We start from the raw sequence: 18,233 nt of genomic DNA, 5'->3' as shown, positions 1-18,233 counted from the left end.
GGCCAAAGTCGTTGTTACGTTTGCTTGATTCAATTAATCAACTGAAATTTTCTGCACAATTTTGTGTTTTTGTAGTGGACAATGATAATCACAGTCAATCAGCAGTTAATTTGTTGGCTAGCAGGTTAGCCGATTATCGTTTTACTTTGCATACTCGTGCCGTTGCGCCTGCCAATATTTCTGTAGCTCGCAATATGTTGTTGCAGATGGTATTTGAAGAACATGACTTTAGTGTCATTGCTATGGTAGATGATGATGAAATAGTAGATTGTGATTGGCTTAACCAGTTGGTTAATTGTCAATTGCAAAGCGAAGCGGATATTGTCCAGGGTAATACACTTCCTAACTTTTTAGTTAAGGTTGAACCTTGGATGAGTCAAGTGCCTTTTTTCTATCGCCATCAATTGATGAGCAGTCATGATTCAATGGCGTTGAGTTCTTGCAATATTTTGATAACTAAGGCTATTTATCAAAAGATGCACGGGCAATTGTTCGATCTGCAATTTGGCATTTCAGGTGGTGAGGATACCGACTTTTTCCACCGGGCTAAAGCTTTAGGTGCTAAGTTTGCCTATGAGGGTAAGGCTTTGGCTTATGAAGATTATGATCAACTAAGAGCAACTAAAAGTTGGGTGCGTAAGCGTAGCTTTAGAGTCGGCCAAACTAATGTCAAAATTTTTCATCAAAATCGCAGTGGCTTCATTTTTGGCTTAAAAATTTTCGCCAGATTTTTGGTTAATTTAGTTAGATTGGCGCTGCTGTGTTGGCACCCTGCACACTCTATCCGTTATCAAATGAAAATTTGCCGCCAGTGGGGGATGTTGCTGGCCGCCTGTGGAAGTAGCTAATCAATGTCTTTTTTATTTAATCAAATGCGTAAGCTCATTGGGAAAACTTGGCAAGCTGATTTTGGCCGTTTTGATGCTCAAGTTGAATTCATCCGCGAAGGTGATACTGCCCAATTGAGTTTTTTACTACCTTTGGTATTGCCAAATGATAATATTGCCGCGTTTTATCGTTGTGTTTGTCAAGTGTGTGAACAATTGAATTCACAGCTTGAAAGTGGGTTGATCTCTAGTGCTCAGTTGATTTTAGGCATTCAGGGAAATTGGCAACAAAGTGTATACCAGCAAATTATTGCTGATTTATGCGCTAAATTGGCTAAATCTAATGTACATGTGACACTGATAAAGCAAAATAAAGCCAATAAAATCGCTATGATCAAAAGAGCAATTAAATGTGCTAAAGAAAAACAAAGTGAATTATTTGGTTGGTGTGATGGTGATTTGCTGTTGTCTGACAATATTATGGAAACATTAATTGGTAGTATTTATGTGCGACACAATTGCATCGTAGGTCCAGTGCATGTTCAAGTTAAAAATCCGCAAGATTTTATTGAGCAGCGTTACTTAAAACTTCCAAGGACTAAACCAAATAAATACCCCCAAGGCTGTGTGCTGTTTAAGCTCAATGCTGTTGAGCATGACTTTGATGAAAGAGATATCAGTGATGATGGCTATCTAACATTTGCCAATCTGTGTTTGGATGGTCAACCTATGAATGGAATACAGGTTATTGAAGCGGCCAAAATTTATTATTTGACCGATTTGAATCTTAAACAAAAGTTAATTCGTTTTCGCCGTATCAGTCTTAGTCATATGATCTTATTGCATAAGTTCGATAAGACTAAAGCTAAATATATTTATCACAATATTATGTTTGCACCATTGTTTGCACGGCCTTTGAAGTTTAATCGTCAACTGGTTGTAAAGTCTTTACTCTATTTTGGTTATTTGTTAGTGACCTTTGAATTGCTTTTAAGAGTGCTGATAGACAAACCGTTAAAACGAATTGTGTGGTCTGCTTCATCTGGTGGTGACGAATGAGCCGTATCAGTATTGCTATTCCTCATTATAATCAACCTCATTTGATTAGTAGGGCTATTGAGTCATTGTCTTTGACGTGTCTTAAAGATATTCAATTATTGGTAATGGACGATGCCTCATCAGATGATGTCTTTGCTCAGTTGCAACAGCAGTTAGATAAAACTAAACAACTAAGCAAACATCCTATTCGTTTGTTTCGTGCCAGTAAAAATGTTGGTACTTATCGGATGAAAAATGCCATTATCCAGCAGTTGGATACTGAATATTTGGCCTTTCACGATGCTGATGACTTCAGTGTGGCTATGCGTTTAGACCGTTTATATGATGGGATGAGAGACAGCAATATCGATATACTTGGCTCTGCTTATATGGAAGTCATGTCGGATTTAGATAAAGGCGATAGTTATTACATTAAACGGTTTTATAAGATGCCTTATCTTGCCCATAAAGTGGGGATTAAATACATCAGTTATCAACCCTCTCAATTAGTGCGCTTTAGCTGTTTTGACACTTTAGGTGGATTTGATGGTTCTACTCGAATTGGTGCGGACGATGAGTTTACCTTACGTGCTGTACATTGCAAAAAGGTGCGTAATTTAAGTGAGCCTCTCTATGTAAAAATAGAACAAGCTAAGTCGTTGACTACCGATGAGACGACTGGCTATCAATCGCCTATACGTGCAGCTTATAAACAGAAAATGGCCGATTTGCGTAAGAAAATTAAAACTGGCTTAAGCCAAGAGTTTTATCGCAATACGCCTAATGATGAAGATTTTAGTTTGAAGGAATTTTAAAAGGGATACATATGACAACAGGAATTTCTACAACACAACTCAAAGATGCCTGCGAACAAGGGTTGGCTTATTTGCGTCAGCAACAAAAAGCCAATGGAGCAATTACAGCTGCTAATTACGGCACTTTTGATGTTTGGGAAACTATTGAAGCGGCTATGGCTATCACTTTGTGGGCTGAGCAGGAAAGTTTGCAAAATGATGCTGTGCTAAGTGCCGCTATGGCGTTTTTGGCCAGTAGCGAAACTGATGATGGTATGGTGCCAGACTCAGCAAAACGCACGGATTTATATTGCATTGAGACTTCCAGTGAATATCTACAATTATTAAAGACCTTGCTAGAACGACAATTTCCTCAGCGCACCGATGTGATAAATCAAGCGCAATATATCTGTGAGAAACAACTTAATGATGGTCGTTGGAGAATCGAAAATCCGGCGGTAAGCGAAGATGTACAGCACTTGCCTAGTGTCACCGCTTTTGCCATGTTGGCTTTGCTTAGGGTTGATACTGAGCCTAAATATTTTTTACAAGCACTGACATTTTTAACTGAAGGACAGTTGGCTAATGGTACTTGGGGTCAACATTGGCAATATTATGAAACGCCGTTTTATCTGATGGCTCCAATTTGCGAGTTGTTGCAGCGCTTAAATGATAATGGCCGTTTTGATAGTTATCTTGCTAAAGCGCAACGTTTTGTTTTATCTGAGCAACAAAGTGATGGACGTCTGGTTAGTGGCCAAACTGATGGTGAAAATCAGATCAGTGAGTCTTTGCATACGGTATTGGGGCTAAAAACTTTATTGGCGACGGGCATTCAATTAGATGATCCTAACGTTCAAAAAGCCCTTAAATGGTTGCTTAGCCAACAAAGTGAAAACGGTTGCTGGCATGGTGGGGTATTTCCTCATCCGAATGTCAAAATCAAGAAAAATGAAGACGTCTTTTGTAGTGCTCAGGTGCTGATGATGTTGAATCGATATTGGCAGTTGAGCCAAGGCTATAAGGTATAGCGGATGTCTGCTGTTGTATTGTGTTCTGATTGTTTTAACAATCCGGGTTTGAAAAGATATGTTGAGGAATTGTTTGTCGCTGATTTAGCTGGGTGCCCTCATTGCGATTCGACTGAAGGCCATTGTTTAAGTGGCGCTATGGTTATTGAATTGGCTGATAAGTGCTTTTTGCACGGGGAAATAGCTAAGGCTGCTTATTACAATGATAAGAATATAGAGCGCAATAAACAGCAAAAGTTGTCAAGCAGTCTGGGGAAAACCCTGAAACAGGATATATTGTGCATTGAAAATGCCATTAATGATGCCTATTTGGAAAATACTGATTCCCAGATACTACTGCGAGCGTTAGAGAGTTATCCGGTTCGGGTTTTAACCCCATCAGATCAATTTTACCGTATAAGAGTATCGCCAGAGCAGCCACAAAATTCAGCAGAATATGATAGCCCTCCAGATGAATTGTTGGGTTCGGGACGACTTGATTCGGATAACATGCCTGTCATGTATGCATCGCAAAATCTTCAGATATGTATTCATGAGTGCCGGGCGGCGGCAAATGATAGCCTTTTTGTTGCGACATTGCGCCCGACGTCACATTTAAAATTGCTGGATTTGACTTGTATTGCAGCCGAACCGCTGCAAAAAGCTTTGCATATGGTATTTATGTTTAGTCGTTTTTCTTATCCTCTGACTCGCAGAATTGCGGTGTTGGCTAAACAGGCTGGTTTTGATGGCATTATCTATCCGGCTACATCTACTATTCTGGCAAAAATCGATCCTAAGGCTAAACAACAAAATAATTCGAAGGTGGTAGAGAATATTGCCATGTTCGGCAGGCCCATACTCGACTCATTGGTCGAAGTGGTAACTATAGAAGCAATAACATCGAGTAACCAACTTTAGGGAAAATGAAGATGGGTTTAGAATTAGTGAATCAAAAATTCGATGCAGAAATCGAAAAACTTAAACAAGACGATGAAGTGCTTGCTGTGATGGGCTACGGCTCATATTTTAAAGGCAGATTTAAATCTGGCAGCGATATTGATTTGATTTTGATACGCGATGGCGAAGATATTTCATATAAAAAGAAAGTGTTTAATGAAGGGTTGGAATTTGAATTTCGTTATGTGACTGAAGATTTCTTACTTGAACTGCTTAGCCGAAGGCATGGTCCTACCATCAAACATATGTTGGAAGCCACTATTGTGTCAGATCCAAACGGCATAGCTGAAAAACTAAAGCAATACGCTATAGATATTACTGCCAAGTCTATTGATGAGACCTTTCCTCATGATGCCAGACGGGAAAAAGCGCTGGTGATTGAAAGCCTGCATCGCAAAATCCATCAGGTTAAAGATCATCCCGGATTTTTTGAATTTGCTTGTTCAAAACTATTGCTTAATTTGGCTGATGCTTTTATTCGTCTGCATTGTCATTGGGGGCTACAGGGCTTTCGCGAATCAACAAGACAACTCAAAGCGATAGATCCTAAAGTGCACCAGCAATTTGAATCTGCTATGGCACCTAATCCTCAAGAGCTGAGAATGGAAAACATTGATGCCTTGTATCATTTGGTGATTGATGCTCTTGGTGGTGTGGTGGCAGTGAAAGAGTCGGTGCTGTCTATGGGCGTTGAACAGGTGATCAATACCATTGAAAATTAAGGGATGATGTGATGGCTTTTTTTAAAAGTATAAAGCAACGGCAATTGTTGGTGACCAATAAAAAGGTGATGTATACCAGCTTAACGTGCGCGCAAACTCTTGAAGAGATTGACTTGGCCCAATTTAAGGCGCTGTTCGATGAAGGTTGGCCTATATTGCAACTGGTTAGAAATCCGGTGGATAGGGTCGTTTCTTTTTATAAAGATAAAATTATCGATGCTGGTAGACGTAATGATAATGGCAAAATTCAAATTCAAAATTGCCAATATATGTTGTTGGCCATGATGCAAATGGAACTTAGTTTAGAAACCACAGTAGCCGATATTTTGGCTGGATTGCGGGCGGTGCGTTTTGATGTTTTTGCTTTAAAAATGTTACCTCATTTGTATCCTCATACTAAACACTTAACTCCACAATATGCGATTTTGCCTGAAGAAATTCGAGAGGCTTTGAATGATAACAATTATCGTGTGGTAAAGATGGAAGATAGTGAACAATTGTCCAAGGAGTTGACGCCGCTTGGTGTTGATGTCGGAGTGATACACAATCAATCGAAAGTAAATACTCAAGTTGAGCTTGAGGAGCGTGTGAGTGTGTTTATCAAGAACCTCTATACTCAGGATTATGGAGAATATCAATATGAGTGATATTAATCCTCAGTTACTTTTAGTAGATGAAAATGATCAAGTTATTGGTCATCAGAGTAAATTGGCGGCCCATTTGGGTGAAGGTCAATTACATCGAGCTTACTCGGTGTTTATTTTTAATCGTCAAGGGCAGTTGTTATTGCAACAAAGGGCTGCGCCAAAACCACTTTGGCCGGGAAGTTGGTCTAATTCTTGTTGTTCTCATCCGTCAGTGGGTGTTGCTATTAAAGATTCTGCTCAGTGCCGTGTTCAAATGGAGCTAGGCTTAGAGGCATCAGTGGAATACTTGTATAAGTTCTTGTATCGCGCTAAATATTTGGATGTTGGTCATGAGCATGAGTTGTGTCACGTGTTTTGGGCTATTTGCGATGATTTGCCAAAACCAAATACCGATGAAGTGGCTGCATATCAGTATATTGATATTGATGGTGTCGCCGATTTTATTGCTGCTAATGAACAGCAAGTGACTCCTTGGTTTAAGATGGAATGGGCTTATTTGCAAGTTCATCATCTTGAGGCTATTAAACAACAATTATTCGGTGAGTTATCGCCATGTTAAACACAATTAGACGTGTCATTGGTGAAGTTTATCAATATGATGCGCCGAAAAATGGTTATCAAATAGAGTGGGGAGGAGTTGCTGAGTCTGCACAGTTAACTGTTTTAGTGCCTTGTTTACTTACTAGCGATAGTCTTATTGATTTGTATAAAACGCTTGAAAGTTTGTTTGCAGAAGTCGAGTTGGTGCTAGAAAAGAAAATTTGCTCAGATGTGCAGCTGGTCGTGGCTGCACAATATCATCCTGCTCATCAGCATGAAAGTGATATTTACATTGAATTGTTGCAAGGGTTATTGGCATCGAAGTCGATTGTAGGCCTAACTACATTACTCATTAGTATGGATTATCCAAATAAAATTGATGCGATAAATACTGCTGTGGAATTGGCACGTCAAGCTGGCTCATTGTTTTTCTGTTGGTGTGACGATGATATTAAAGTGTCTTCTGGAAGCTTGGGTATGTTGGTGGACAAAATTAAGTCGGATGATTGCCATCTTGCAGGCTGCCGTAAGGTGTTGATTGAGCAAAAAGGCCAAACCCTATGGAGTAGCATCCGAAATTCACATAATAAGGTTAATAAATATCCGCAAGCATATTTAGCGTTTAAATTAGATAAAATTGATCACCAATTCGATTCAGGGGTTATTAGTGATGATACCTATCTTACATTCGCTAATATTTTTATTGATGCCGAACCTATGAATAAAATTGCTATTGTTGAGCAGGCTGTGGGGGAGTTTCAATCGGGGGCGACACCCTTGTCTAATCTAAAACGCTTGCGTCGTTTGGTTCTGAGCAATTTTATTGTGTTATCTAGAGTGGATGAAAGCTCTGCAAAATACGCATTTAATCAGATTATTTTTAAAGAATTGATGGATAAATCCCATCATAGCACTGCTAAAACTCGTTTGGTAAAACGTTGCTTATATGGTTTATATGGGCTGTTTCTAGCCGAGATCACTGTAAGATATTGGTTGAAAAAACCAATTCGGCAAGTTGGGTGGTATGGTCATTCTGGTAAAAGGCGGCCCACTTAAGTTTTATTTGCTATGGATATTATTGTAATGAACGAGAATCAATCCATTGTGTTATTGGTTATTGTGCTGGTATCGCTATTTATTTTTAGCTGGTGGTATAGGCTGAGAGGCCCTGTTGTCCAAGTCAAACAGAGTCGATTACTTAAACAGCTTACACAGCGTTTAGGTACTCAATTGAATTGGTCGCGACTTGAGTTGCATTTAATTGAGCAGGCTCATCCGCAATTGACAGAACAAATTGGTAATATTAATAAGACTGATTTTGAGCTGTTTTTCCGTCGTACATTCGGCTCTGGCTATTTGTATGAGTTCCATTCAATAGAGCCTGATCGCAATGCAGTGACCGTTACCAGTCGTTATAGCCCTGAACAATTGCAGAAGATGAAACTCTACGCTGAACAAACGGGCAGAGCTAAGACTGAATGGGAGTTTGTTCGAACGTTACTGGATTTGATTAAGTTTCATTTTGGTCGGCCTTATTTGCTAAAACCTAATGACAAAATAAAAGCGTATGGTGTAGAAGTTTTTAGGCCTAATCATCCATTAGATCATGGTATTCGCCAAGGTCGTTTGTCTGGAGATATTATTCGCTTGGTGGGTAAGTACCCTGATGAGTTCCGACAAGATATTGTTCAATTGGTTGCGGCTCAAACAGACCTGTGTAAGTTTATCCGCCAAATGCAATTTACGGGGGCATTTCAGCGCTCGGGACGCGAAAGTGAGGGGAATGTTGCTGAAAACTATCAAGCTTATGCCCGTGCTGATGTTGGCTTTTTTCGTCAGGCTGCACGATATTCAAGTTTATTTGATGATCAACTACAAATAGATGATTTTGCCAACGCTTTGACTGCTGCTTGTGATTATCTTGCTGAGCCTCATGTGATGGGTGATATAATGGCAGCGGCCCATATGTTGGATTTACAAAGAATTGGTTTGTATGGTGAAAAAGATAGTATTATTGCTGCTCAATTACTTAATACTAATACACAATTAATGCATAATAGTGCGAATAAGGGAGGTACTGGTGGCTCACAAGTAATCAGGGAACTTAGACAGTTAACTGACTGCTATTTGGTTAATAATGGTGTTTTGGGTTTTTATCGTTTTGAGAAGAAATGGTATATGCAAAACAATGATTTAGATTTAATGGCGCAAGCTGTGGTGTTGGACTATTCAAAACCGTTGCCAGTATATTCACCGAGAAAGAAAAAAGTTGGAAAATTGGTAAAAGCTAGTCGTAAAATATTTAAACGATTGAAAAAATATTAGTCAAAAACTTGCCAAATATTATAAGTGATAATTTAATTTTGCAGTAAGTATACCCGAATTCAGATAATAATTGATAACTGTAATATTATGCCTTCCAAACTCTGATAAATAAAACTTTACAAAACTCGTGATCAAATAAAAGTTTTTATTCGGTGTTGGCGCATTAAATTAAATAAAACCAATGAGTTATGGGTTGTACCTATTAAGCTCGATTAACAATATGAAGTGGGCACGGCCTGTCACGCTCGGGTTACGGCGGTTCGACGCTTCGATTCGAATCCCGACCACTGGGCCAGTTTGCATTTTCTCTTCTAAGCGAGCTTCCTTTACAAAAATCCAAAAATCCAAAAATCCAAAAATCCAAAAATCCAAAAATCCAAAAATCCAAAAATCCAAAAATCCAAAAATCCAAAAATCCAAAAATCTCATTTACTTTAGCCCTTCCTTTGTCATCGTAATCAAACAGCTCACTTTTCAACATAAGCTTATAATAATGTCGACATAACTTTGCCTGTTGTGGCAAAGTGGCAGGCTCAGTTGGTTAGCTCTTGTCTTAGATAACTAGGCCTAAGACGATTATCTACGCGCCGTACTCATTGCAACTCTCATATCCTCTAAGCAAAACACGATTAACTTAAAGCGTAAACCATGGTTACTTTTTAACTCGTCTCTTTTCTAGCGATCTACTTGCGATCTGTCTTTATTTAAATATACTGTATGTATAAACAGTGTTTGGTGATATATGGCGAATTATATAGATCTTCTTGAGCGTAAAAACTTGCTTTGGCGTGGGCGTGGAAAGGCCGTGCAGCATGATGTCGTCAGTACTCGCTTTGCTGCACTTGATGATGTGCTGTGTGGTGGTTGGCCGCAACAAGGTGTGATTGGTGTAAAAGCTGCAATGGGAATAGGGGAGTTAAGGTTGATATTGCCCCACTTTGCGGATGATAACCGTTTGAAGGTATTAATTAATCCACCAGGACAAATACATGCCGCGGCATTGCATTATTTATCGTTAGACCTGAGTGAATTTATGATATTGCAGCCACCAAGTGAAAAAGAAGCACTGTGGGCTGCGGAGCAGTGTGTAAAAAGTGGTGCGTGTAGTGCGCTTGTACTTTGGCACGAAGCGCTTTCTATTGCCGCTGTAAAGCGTTTGCAGCTAGGTGCACAGACGGGAGGTTGTAGGTTATTTGTTTTACATCAAGCACAGTACGCTCAAACTCTACCATTTACGCTTTCAGTGGCTTTACAAGCACAGCACAGCGGCTTGGATGTGATAGTGAAGAAGCACAAGGGGCACTTGGCACATCGTAGTCTTAAACTAGAAAACCCCCACTATTGGCCAGAGCTTGAAAAGCCAAATCTACCTCATGTTAGCGATAATATAGTTGCATTTACAGGCTATGAGCGGCGTTTAACGAGCTAGTTATGTGGTTATATCTCTATTTTCCTATGCTGCAACTAGAGGGAATGACAAAGCAAACGGTTTCCGGTGATTTTGTTACACCCGTTGTTATTATTGATGGCCGCAAAAACCAGATAGTGCAGCTCAATGATGCAGCGCAGCAGCGAGGTATAAAAATAGGAATGGGCCTTGGGACTGCTTGTGCATTGTGTACACAGCTTCATGTTTTGCCCTACGACGACCTTCTAGAAAGACAGCAGCTATTAGAAATTGCCAATACGCTTTATCAAGTAAGTGCAGATATTGTAATCGATGAACCTAATGGCCTTGTGCTTAAAGTCGATTCTATGCTGTCGCTCTATCATGATTTGCCAAGTTACTGGCAAGTAATATCTGGACAATTAGCGCAACTTGGCAAGAGTTATTATTACGGCATGGGTGAGTCCACAATAATGGCTAAGCTCTTAGCGCGAGAGCATTGCAATGCGCTTATGTTAACGCAGTGCCAAAAGCGTCATTACTTGGGGAAGATAGGATTAACACGTACAAGTCTAGACAGTCGGGTGGTTGAGCTGCTTGCTCGCACCGGAGTTAAAAACGTGGCGCAGTTAGAGCAGTTTTCACTCAGTGAACTGGCCAAACGTTTTGATACTGAACTCGTACATTATGTAGGCTGCTTGTTTGGAAAACTAAAGGAAACCCTTAACTATTACCAACCTGTGGAAACCTTTGAGCTTACTGCACCTTTACTTTACGAAGTCGAAGTAATGGCTTGGTTAGAAAAGCCAATCGAGCATTTGCTATCGCGTTTAGCGTTATTCCTACAGCAACGTAACTTAGTAACTCGAACGCTTTATTTTACCTTAGCACTTCGAGATAAAGAGGCTTTAGAGATCACATTAAACAGCGCGGAGCCTGAATATAAGGCGGCAAATTGGCAGCGCTTGTTAAACCTCAAGCTAGAATCCATAACCTTAGATGCACCCGTACAAAGTGTTTCACTCAAAGCTGATGCACTAGAAGCGCAGCATGCCACAATAAAAGATCTCTTCTCAACGCAGCAAAGTGCGATGTCTGCGCAAGGACTGCGGGCTATTCTATGTGCTAAGCTCGGTGAGCAGGCAGTGCAAGGTTTACAACTTACAGGCGATCCTCGTCCTGAAAAGGCCAGCACTTATAGCCACGAGCCACGTTTCACGACACTCAAGAGTAAATTAAGACCTACTATCCTATTTCCGAAGCCACAGCCGTTATGTGAAAGAGTCAATATTATTTCTGGTCCAGAGCGTATCGCTTCGGGGTGGTGGGACGGTGAGCCGGTCCAGCGAGATTATTTTATTGTACAAAATGAACAAGCGCAGCGGTTATGGGTATTTCGAGAGCAAAATAATCATTGGTATATTCATGGAGTATTTAGCTAATGTCTTATGCCGAGCTTTTTTGCCAGAGCAACTTTTCATTTTTGACTGGCGCATCGCGACCAGAAGAGTTGGTCAAACAAGCAGATTTTTTAGGTTACAGCGCAATAGCTATTACTGACGAATGCTCTTTGGCTGGTATTGTCCGTGCTCATGCTTATATTCGTGATCATAAACTCAAGATAAAACTGATAGTTGGGAGTTTACTGAAGTACAACAATATTGAGTTGGTTGCTCTTTGTCCTTGCCAGCTCGCTTATACAGAGTTATGTCGAGTGATCAGTAATGCTCGCCAGCGAACGGAGAAGGGACAATATCAGCTTAGTGAGTGGGATATTATGTCGCTTAAGCATGTCTTATTGTTATGGTTGCCAAAGGGAAACAGTCAAGATGTTCAATCATTGCAATGGCTGTGTAAATATCACCATAATAGAATATGGATTGGCTACCGACGTAACTTGAGTGCAAAAGATGTACATTATTTTACCCATTGTGTAAAACTGTCAAAAGCTTACCAAATACCTATTTGCGCTGTTGGTGGGGTGCTTATGCACTGCTCGTCTAGACTTGCGCTACAGCATACACTGACAGCCATTCGACAGAATCGTGTGATAAGCGAGATCCCTGAGAAAATGATTAGCAATAGCGAGTCGGCACTTAGATCTATCTCTAAGCTTAATAAGTTGTTTTCACCTACCTTTCTTGAAGAAAGTGCCAATATCGCGAAGCGATGTGTATTTAATTTAGACTCATTGCATTATCAATATCCTCAGGAGTTAGTGCCTAAAGGTTTTACTCCAATGACTTATTTACGCGCGTTGGTCGAAAAGGGTAAACAAGTTCGCTTTCCTGATGGCGTGCCGCCAGATATAGAAGCCATTATTGATAAAGAGCTAGCGCTTATCGAAGCGCTTGATTATCCGTTTTTCTTTATCACTATTCATGACATTGTGATGTATGCCAAACAGCATCAAATCTTATACCAAGGGCGAGGCTCAGCCGCTAACTCTGTGGTCTGTTATTGCTTAGAGATAACCGCGGTTGACCCTCGGCAAGTGGGTGTATTGTTCGAGCGTTTTATTAGTAAAGAGCGTAATGAGCCACCCGATATAGATGTGGATTTTGAACACCAACGTCGTGAAGAGGTGATCCAATATATCTACAAAAAATATGGTCGTAAACGCGCAGCATTAGCAGCAACGGTGATCACGTATCGTTTAAAAAGTGCCATGCGTGATGTTGGCAAAGCCTTGGGCATTGAAATGGCGCAAATAGAGTACTTTATTAAGCACCTCAACCGCCGTGATAAAGGGCTTAACTGGCAGGCCCAATTAGTGGAGTTAGGGTTAGAGCCAAACTCATTAAAAGGTCAGCATTTTATTCAGTTGGTTAATGACATTATGGGGTTTCCAAGGCATTTATCGCAGCATGTTGGTGGTTTTGTTATCTCAGAAAGTCCATTACATGAATTAGTGCCCGTAGAAAATGCAGCTATGCCAGAGCGCACCATTATTCAATGGGATAAAGATGACCTTGAAACCCTTAAGTTACTCAAAGTCGATATCTTGGCCTTGGGTATGCTAAGCGCTATCCGTAAGTGTTTTGGCTATATTGCAGCGCATACGAAGCGAAATCTGGATCTTGCCCAATTGACTCGTATGCAAGACGACCCTTTGGTCTATAAGATGTTGCAAAAAGGGGATAGTGTTGGCGTGTTTCAAGTAGAGTCTCGTGCACAAATGAGTATGTTGCCAAGGCTGAAACCCGCGAATTACTACGACTTAGTGATCCAAATAGCGATTGTACGTCCCGGCCCTATTCAAGGGGATATGGTGCATCCATTTTTAAAGCGACGGGATGGTGAAGAGCAAGTGACTTATCCATCCGAAGCGGTTAAATCGGTATTAGAGAGGACAATGGGGGTTCCTATTTTCCAGGAACAAGTGATAAAACTGGCTATGGTTGCTGCTGGGTTCACTGGAGGAGAAGCGGATAGCCTACGCCGAGCCATGGCGTCATGGAAAAAAACCGGGGAGCTAATGCAGTTTAGAGAAAAGCTTATTCGAGGCATGCTGGATCGGGGCTATGAAGCACAATTTGCTGAGCGGATTTTTGAGCAGATCTGCGGCTTTGGTGAATATGGTTTTCCTGAAAGTCACTCAGCTTCTTTTGCAGTGCTGGCTTATGCCTCTGCGTGGTTGAAATACTACTACCCCGCAATGTTTTATACCGCTCTACTCAATAGCTTTCCAATGGGGTTTTATTCGGCTTCACAGCTGTTGCAAGATGCATCAAGGCATGAGGTTAGCATTTTACCTATCTGTGTTAACCAGTCCGATTACGAACATCAAGTCGTACAAGAGCCAAGACAAGCAACGTTTGCGATCCGCTTAGGACTTCGGCTTATAAAAGGGTTAAGTGAAGAAGAAGCACTGCAATTATTACAATGCAGACCTCAAGAGGGGTTTGGGAATATCGTGCAGTTACAGCAAGCTGGTATTACTAATAGCACTATTGAAAAGCTGATTTCCGCGGATGCTTTACATCACTTTGTAGATAGCCGTTATGCGGCTAGGTGGTCACTTGCAGATCAAAGTAAAACCTTGCCACTATTCAGCGATATTGAAGAGAAAGAGTCGCAATATAGTCACTTTAGCGCCACAGAGTTTGAAAACTTACAGGAAGATTACAATAGCACTAAGGTTTCTTTACGCACTCACCCAATCAAGCAACTTGAGCAAGAAAAGCTTATACACCGAACGGTTAAGGCCAATGAACTGCTTTATCGACCGCATAAATCGTTAGTAACAGTGATAGGGCTGGTGACAGGAAAGCAAGCCCCGGGTACCGCAAAAGGCGTGACCTTTTTTACTTTAGAAGATGAAACAGGCAACATCAATGTAATTGTGTGGTCTGGTACTGCTCGAGCACAAAAGCAAGCCTATATGGGCGCACAGCTATTAGAAATAAAGGGTATAGTAGAGAAAGAGGGTGAAGTGGTACATGTTATTGCTGGTAGGTTAATCGATAGAAGTGAATTACTAGCAGCGATGACAATTAAGGCTCGCGCTTTTCATTAATTGCTTGTGAGGTGCTCGGCCTTTCGTAAATGCGTTTCACATATGCGTATAAGGTTTAAATGCCCCAATAGAGAGGCATTTTCGTTGCTTTTTCGCTTTAGCCTTGGAGCAGCTTCATCATGGCTGCAATAAACCCTTCTTGCTTAACGATTTGGTACTTCTGACAGGAGTCAGGATTTTTCAAATCGTGGCATAAATATAGTGTATTGCGCTCAAGCGCAGGCTTTGGATGTAAGTTTGAATCGAATAGCACAGGATCTATACCAGGAAGACCAGACCAATATACACTACTAGCCACAAGGCCTAATTTTTCATAAGTAATCAGTTGTGGTTTTGGCAGGATAATAAATAAAACACCAATCACAGCAAACACTATCCACTTACCTTTACCCTTGGGTTTATCGTTATCTGTAGCTGCTTGTGTTTGAGGTGTATTTGTTTGCCGTGCTTGCGCGGTTTGTTGAGCCTTTATCGCTGCAATTTGTTGTGGCGATGGTCGACGGTTTTTTGTTGTACTAGTGCGTTTCTTTTGATTGGACTGTACTTGACCTAAAAGCGATTGTTTTTTTGATGGTTTTGCCATGCTTTAAGTAGCCTTTTAGTTGCAGGTCTCTATAATGCTTCTATGCTAAGTATAATAGCTTATTTTTACACTACAGCCTACGGGAAAGGACTATGGATCAAAATATCTCTATTTTAATCGTCGATGATGTAGGGACAGTTCGCAGCTTTTTACATCAAACCTTAATGCACTTAGGCATTGATCATGTAAGAGAAGCCTCCACTGCAACGCAGTGTGTAAAATCATGTGAAGAGCAACATTTTGATATTGTCTTTTTAGATATTGAGCTGCCCGATGGTGATGGTAAAGAGTTAATTGCAACTCTAAATGAAATAAACCCGAATATTAATGTCGTTATGGTGTCGGCACACTCAACGGTAGACAATGTTAAAGATGCTATTGAGCGAGGTGCTAAAGGTTTTGTTGTTAAGCCATTTTCGCCAAAGAAAATCGCGGCTATGCTGAAGAAGTTTTACCCAGATTTAGAATTGGTTTAAAACGGCATTGATTTTATCTTTTGATACCAAAGTATATAAATTACAGACATAAAAAAACCGACATAATGTCGGTTTTTTCAATCCAGCAACAAATTAAAGTGCTTTGATCTTAGCAACTAAACGGCTCTTATGACGAGCAGCTTTGTTTTTGTGGATTAGACCTTTAGTTGCGTAACGGTCTAGGATAGGTGCAGCAACAGCGAATGCTTGAGTTGCAGCTTCTTTATCACCAGCTTCAATTGCAGCGATTACTTTTTTGAAGTATGTACGCATCATTGAACGACGGCTTGCGTTGTGCTTACGACGCTTTTCGCTAGTGATAGCGCGTTTTTTTGCAGACTTGATGTTAGCCAAGGTTTGCTCCTAACAATCTTAAAATAAGCTTAATTTAAAGGCCGAGGAATATGCCTGTTTTAATCGCAAAAGTCAATATAAATTAACAAGCGCGGCCTAATGTTCAACACCCAAGACTCGACTTGGGCTATTCTCAATTCTTAACCTGTACAAATCAAAACGTTGCTATGCGACATTTTTACTTTTATAGCAGGCAAGTAAACCCGTAATATCCCAAGTTGCACTAATAAATTGTAAAGCGTAGCTTCACAAAGTGCCTTGAAAATCTCAGGTCTGAACCAAAGTAAACAGTCAAATTTCACAAGGTGAAACAGGCCTACCAAGGTTAATGGCGCGTATTGTATCAAAGCTGACAGGGCACGCCTAGTGCTAAATGCACAACGACTGTGGCATAATCTGCCGCGATTCACTGAATTTAGGAGTTAAGGTGGCAAAAGGGTTATTTAAATCGGGTATGATTGTCAGTGCCATGACTATGATTTCGCGGGTTCTGGGCCTCGTTCGAGATGCCGTCGTGGCAAACCTATTGGGCGCAGGATTGGCCGCCGATGTCTTTTTATTCGCCAACCGGATCCCTAATTTTTTACGTAGGTTATTTGCAGAAGGCGCGTTTGCTCAGGCGTTTGTTCCTGTACTTTCAGAAATTAAAGAAAAGCATGGAGACGATAGAGTAAGGTTATTCGTTGCACAAGCCGCTGGGACACTCGGGACCGTATTGCTTATTGTTACTATTTTAGGGGTGATAGGCTCGCCTGTGATCGCTGCATTATTTGGCACAAGCTGGTTTCTCGACTGGTGGCAAGGTGGTGCAGATGCCGAAAAATTTGTGCTTGCAAGCGCACTATTAAAGCTCACCTTTCCTTACTTACTTTTTGTTTCATTAGTTGCACTTAGTGGGGCGGTACTGAATGTTTATAATCGCTTTGCCGCAGCGGCCTTTACGCCAGTTTTACTCAACGTGTCGATTATTGGCTGCGCTATTTTTCTCCATGATAAATTTGCACAAGGTGCGTACGCTCTAGCACTCGGTGTATTTATTGGTGGTATTGTTCAACTATTATTCCAGATCCCATTCTTGTTGCGCTTAAAAGTCTTGAGTCGCCCTCAATTTGCATGGCGGAGCCCTGAAATAACCAAAGTAAGAACTCTGATGATCCCAGCATTATTTGGTGTTTCTGTTAGCCAAATTAACTTACTACTGGATACCGTCATTGCCTCTTTTCTCGTGACGGGATCGATTGCTTGGCTTTATTATTCAGACAGATTAATTGAATTTCCACTCGGCCTATTTGGTATCGGTATTGCGACCGTGATACTGCCTGCACTTTCTAAATTACACGCAGGAGAAAAAAGTGAAGACTTTCAGAAAACTCTAGATTGGGGTGTACGTTTTGTCATCTTCTTGGGATTACCAGCGATGCTAGGGCTGATGGTGACAAGCCCACTTATTATTTCAGTATTGTTTGGACACGGTGAGTTTGTTTCTCAAAATGCAGACAATATAAATAAGGTAAGCTTAGGGGTAGCCGCATATTCCGTTGGCTTGTTAAGCTTTATGTTGATAAAAGTACTGGCGCCGGGCTTTTACGCCAGACAAGATACCAAAACGCCTGTTCGTATTGGTATTATTACCATGGCACTCAATATGGTTTTCAATCTTATCTTAGCGCCGTTTATTGGTTATCTAGGCCTAGCATTGGCAACTTCATTGTCGGCGTCTTGTAATGCGTTTTTACTTTATCGTCAGCTGTCACATCAAGGTGTGTATCAGCTAAGCGCATTTTCTCTTGGTTTTACTGCCAAATGCTTTATTTCAGCGGCCATGATGGCAGCATGCGTATACTTTCTCGGCGCCCGCTTTGAATGGCTAGAGTGGGGACTGATGGAGCAGGTGCTATTACTTTGCGGATTATTAGTAACCGCAATGGTGAGCTATTTTAGTTTACTATTTATACTAGGGGTAAGATTGAGCACAATCCGAGATGCTTGATTCGCATTTTTAAGCAACTTGGGTATAATCGGGCTCTTTGATATTTGCTGCACAAAGGCAC

At 40.9% G+C, this 18,233-nt stretch carries 18 protein-coding genes; 15 read left to right on the top strand and 3 right to left on the bottom strand.

The window, feature by feature from the left end:
- Positions 1-20: 20 nt before the first annotated feature.
- The 10 genes from PNC201_RS12145 (at position 21) to PNC201_RS12100 (ending at position 8,863) form a co-directional block, all read left to right on the top strand.
- Positions 21-848, top strand: coding sequence for a glycosyltransferase family 2 protein (locus PNC201_RS12145; RefSeq protein ID WP_233525170.1), 828 nt, complete (start codon positions 21-23; stop codon positions 846-848).
- Positions 849-851: 3 nt separating this feature from the next.
- Positions 852-1,886: a hypothetical protein gene (locus tag PNC201_RS12140; RefSeq protein WP_010606652.1), complete on the top strand. Its 1,035-nt coding sequence runs from the start codon at positions 852-854 to the stop codon at positions 1,884-1,886.
- The gene (locus PNC201_RS12135) at positions 1,883-2,680 is read left to right on the top strand and encodes a glycosyltransferase family 2 protein (RefSeq protein WP_102057201.1); all 798 of its coding nucleotides are present in this window, start codon (positions 1,883-1,885) and stop codon (positions 2,678-2,680) included. Before PNC201_RS12140 ends, PNC201_RS12135 begins: the two co-directional genes overlap by 4 nt.
- A gap of 11 nt (positions 2,681-2,691) precedes the next feature.
- Positions 2,692-3,690 carry a prenyltransferase/squalene oxidase repeat-containing protein gene (locus PNC201_RS12130; protein ID WP_102057200.1) on the top strand — a complete coding sequence of 333 codons (999 nt, stop codon included), beginning with the start codon at positions 2,692-2,694 and terminating at the stop codon, positions 3,688-3,690.
- A gap of 3 nt (positions 3,691-3,693) precedes the next feature.
- On the top strand, positions 3,694-4,590 hold the full coding sequence (locus PNC201_RS12125) for an RES family NAD+ phosphorylase (protein WP_010606655.1): 897 nt from the start codon (positions 3,694-3,696) through the stop codon (positions 4,588-4,590).
- An 11-nt stretch (positions 4,591-4,601) separates the two neighbouring features.
- The gene (locus tag PNC201_RS12120; protein WP_102057199.1) at positions 4,602-5,351 is read left to right on the top strand and encodes a nucleotidyltransferase domain-containing protein; all 750 of its coding nucleotides are present in this window, start codon (positions 4,602-4,604) and stop codon (positions 5,349-5,351) included.
- A gap of 11 nt (positions 5,352-5,362) precedes the next feature.
- Positions 5,363-5,998 carry a sulfotransferase family 2 domain-containing protein gene (locus tag PNC201_RS12115; RefSeq protein WP_102057198.1) on the top strand — a complete coding sequence of 212 codons (636 nt, stop codon included), beginning with the start codon at positions 5,363-5,365 and terminating at the stop codon, positions 5,996-5,998.
- Complete coding sequence (gene idi / locus PNC201_RS12110; protein WP_010606658.1) at positions 5,991-6,557, top strand: isopentenyl-diphosphate Delta-isomerase; 567 nt, start codon at positions 5,991-5,993, stop codon at positions 6,555-6,557. The genes PNC201_RS12115 and idi overlap by 8 nt, the downstream gene beginning before the upstream one ends.
- The gene (locus PNC201_RS12105) at positions 6,551-7,594 is read left to right on the top strand and encodes a hypothetical protein (RefSeq protein WP_010606659.1); all 1,044 of its coding nucleotides are present in this window, start codon (positions 6,551-6,553) and stop codon (positions 7,592-7,594) included. The genes idi and PNC201_RS12105 overlap by 7 nt, the downstream gene beginning before the upstream one ends.
- A 174-nt stretch (positions 7,595-7,768) precedes the next feature.
- Positions 7,769-8,863 carry a SidE phosphodiesterase domain-containing protein gene (locus PNC201_RS12100; RefSeq protein WP_158299121.1) on the top strand — a complete coding sequence of 365 codons (1,095 nt, stop codon included), beginning with the start codon at positions 7,769-7,771 and terminating at the stop codon, positions 8,861-8,863.
- A 186-nt stretch (positions 8,864-9,049) separates the two neighbouring features.
- Here the strand turns inward: PNC201_RS12100 and PNC201_RS12095 are convergent, their stop codons facing one another.
- A complete protein-coding gene (locus PNC201_RS12095) occupies positions 9,050-9,292 on the bottom strand; it encodes a hypothetical protein (RefSeq protein ID WP_102057196.1) in 243 nt (80 codons plus the stop codon).
- A 313-nt stretch (positions 9,293-9,605) separates the two neighbouring features.
- Between PNC201_RS12095 and imuA the strand changes: the two genes are divergently transcribed.
- Genes imuA through PNC201_RS12080 form a run of 3 tightly spaced genes read left to right on the top strand, consistent with a single transcriptional unit; the run spans position 9,606 to position 14,769 of the window.
- Positions 9,606-10,292, top strand: coding sequence for a translesion DNA synthesis-associated protein ImuA (gene imuA / locus PNC201_RS12090; RefSeq protein ID WP_102057195.1), 687 nt, complete (start codon positions 9,606-9,608; stop codon positions 10,290-10,292).
- Between the two features lie 2 nt (positions 10,293-10,294).
- On the top strand, positions 10,295-11,692 hold the full coding sequence (locus PNC201_RS12085) for a Y-family DNA polymerase (RefSeq protein WP_102057194.1): 1,398 nt from the start codon (positions 10,295-10,297) through the stop codon (positions 11,690-11,692).
- Complete coding sequence (locus PNC201_RS12080) at positions 11,692-14,769, top strand: error-prone DNA polymerase (protein ID WP_102057193.1); 3,078 nt, start codon at positions 11,692-11,694, stop codon at positions 14,767-14,769. The genes PNC201_RS12085 and PNC201_RS12080 overlap by 1 nt, the downstream gene beginning before the upstream one ends.
- A 97-nt stretch (positions 14,770-14,866) precedes the next feature.
- Here the strand turns inward: PNC201_RS12080 and PNC201_RS12075 are convergent, their stop codons facing one another.
- On the bottom strand, positions 14,867-15,352 hold the full coding sequence (locus tag PNC201_RS12075) for a hypothetical protein (RefSeq protein WP_102057192.1): 486 nt from the start codon (positions 15,350-15,352) through the stop codon (positions 14,867-14,869).
- 92 nt (positions 15,353-15,444) lie between these two features.
- Here PNC201_RS12075 and PNC201_RS12070 point away from each other — a divergent pair, with 92 nt between their 5' ends.
- Positions 15,445-15,828, top strand: coding sequence for a response regulator (locus tag PNC201_RS12070; protein ID WP_010370975.1), 384 nt, complete (start codon positions 15,445-15,447; stop codon positions 15,826-15,828).
- Positions 15,829-15,921: 93 nt separating this feature from the next.
- On the opposite strand, the gene rpsT is transcribed toward PNC201_RS12070, so the two are convergent.
- A complete protein-coding gene (rpsT, locus tag PNC201_RS12065) occupies positions 15,922-16,182 on the bottom strand; it encodes a 30S ribosomal protein S20 (RefSeq protein ID WP_010370978.1) in 261 nt (86 codons plus the stop codon).
- Between the two features lie 427 nt (positions 16,183-16,609).
- Between rpsT and murJ the strand changes: the two genes are divergently transcribed.
- Positions 16,610-18,172, top strand: coding sequence for a murein biosynthesis integral membrane protein MurJ (gene murJ / locus PNC201_RS12060; protein WP_102057191.1), 1,563 nt, complete (start codon positions 16,610-16,612; stop codon positions 18,170-18,172).
- Positions 18,173-18,233: the final 61 nt, after the last annotated feature.

The sequence above is a fragment of the Pseudoalteromonas sp. NC201 genome (genome assembly GCF_002850255.1).
Taxonomy (GTDB): domain Bacteria; phylum Pseudomonadota; class Gammaproteobacteria; order Enterobacterales; family Alteromonadaceae; genus Pseudoalteromonas.
The sequence above is the reverse complement of the archived record's forward strand: the minus strand, read 5'-3'. Positions and strand labels throughout refer to the sequence as shown.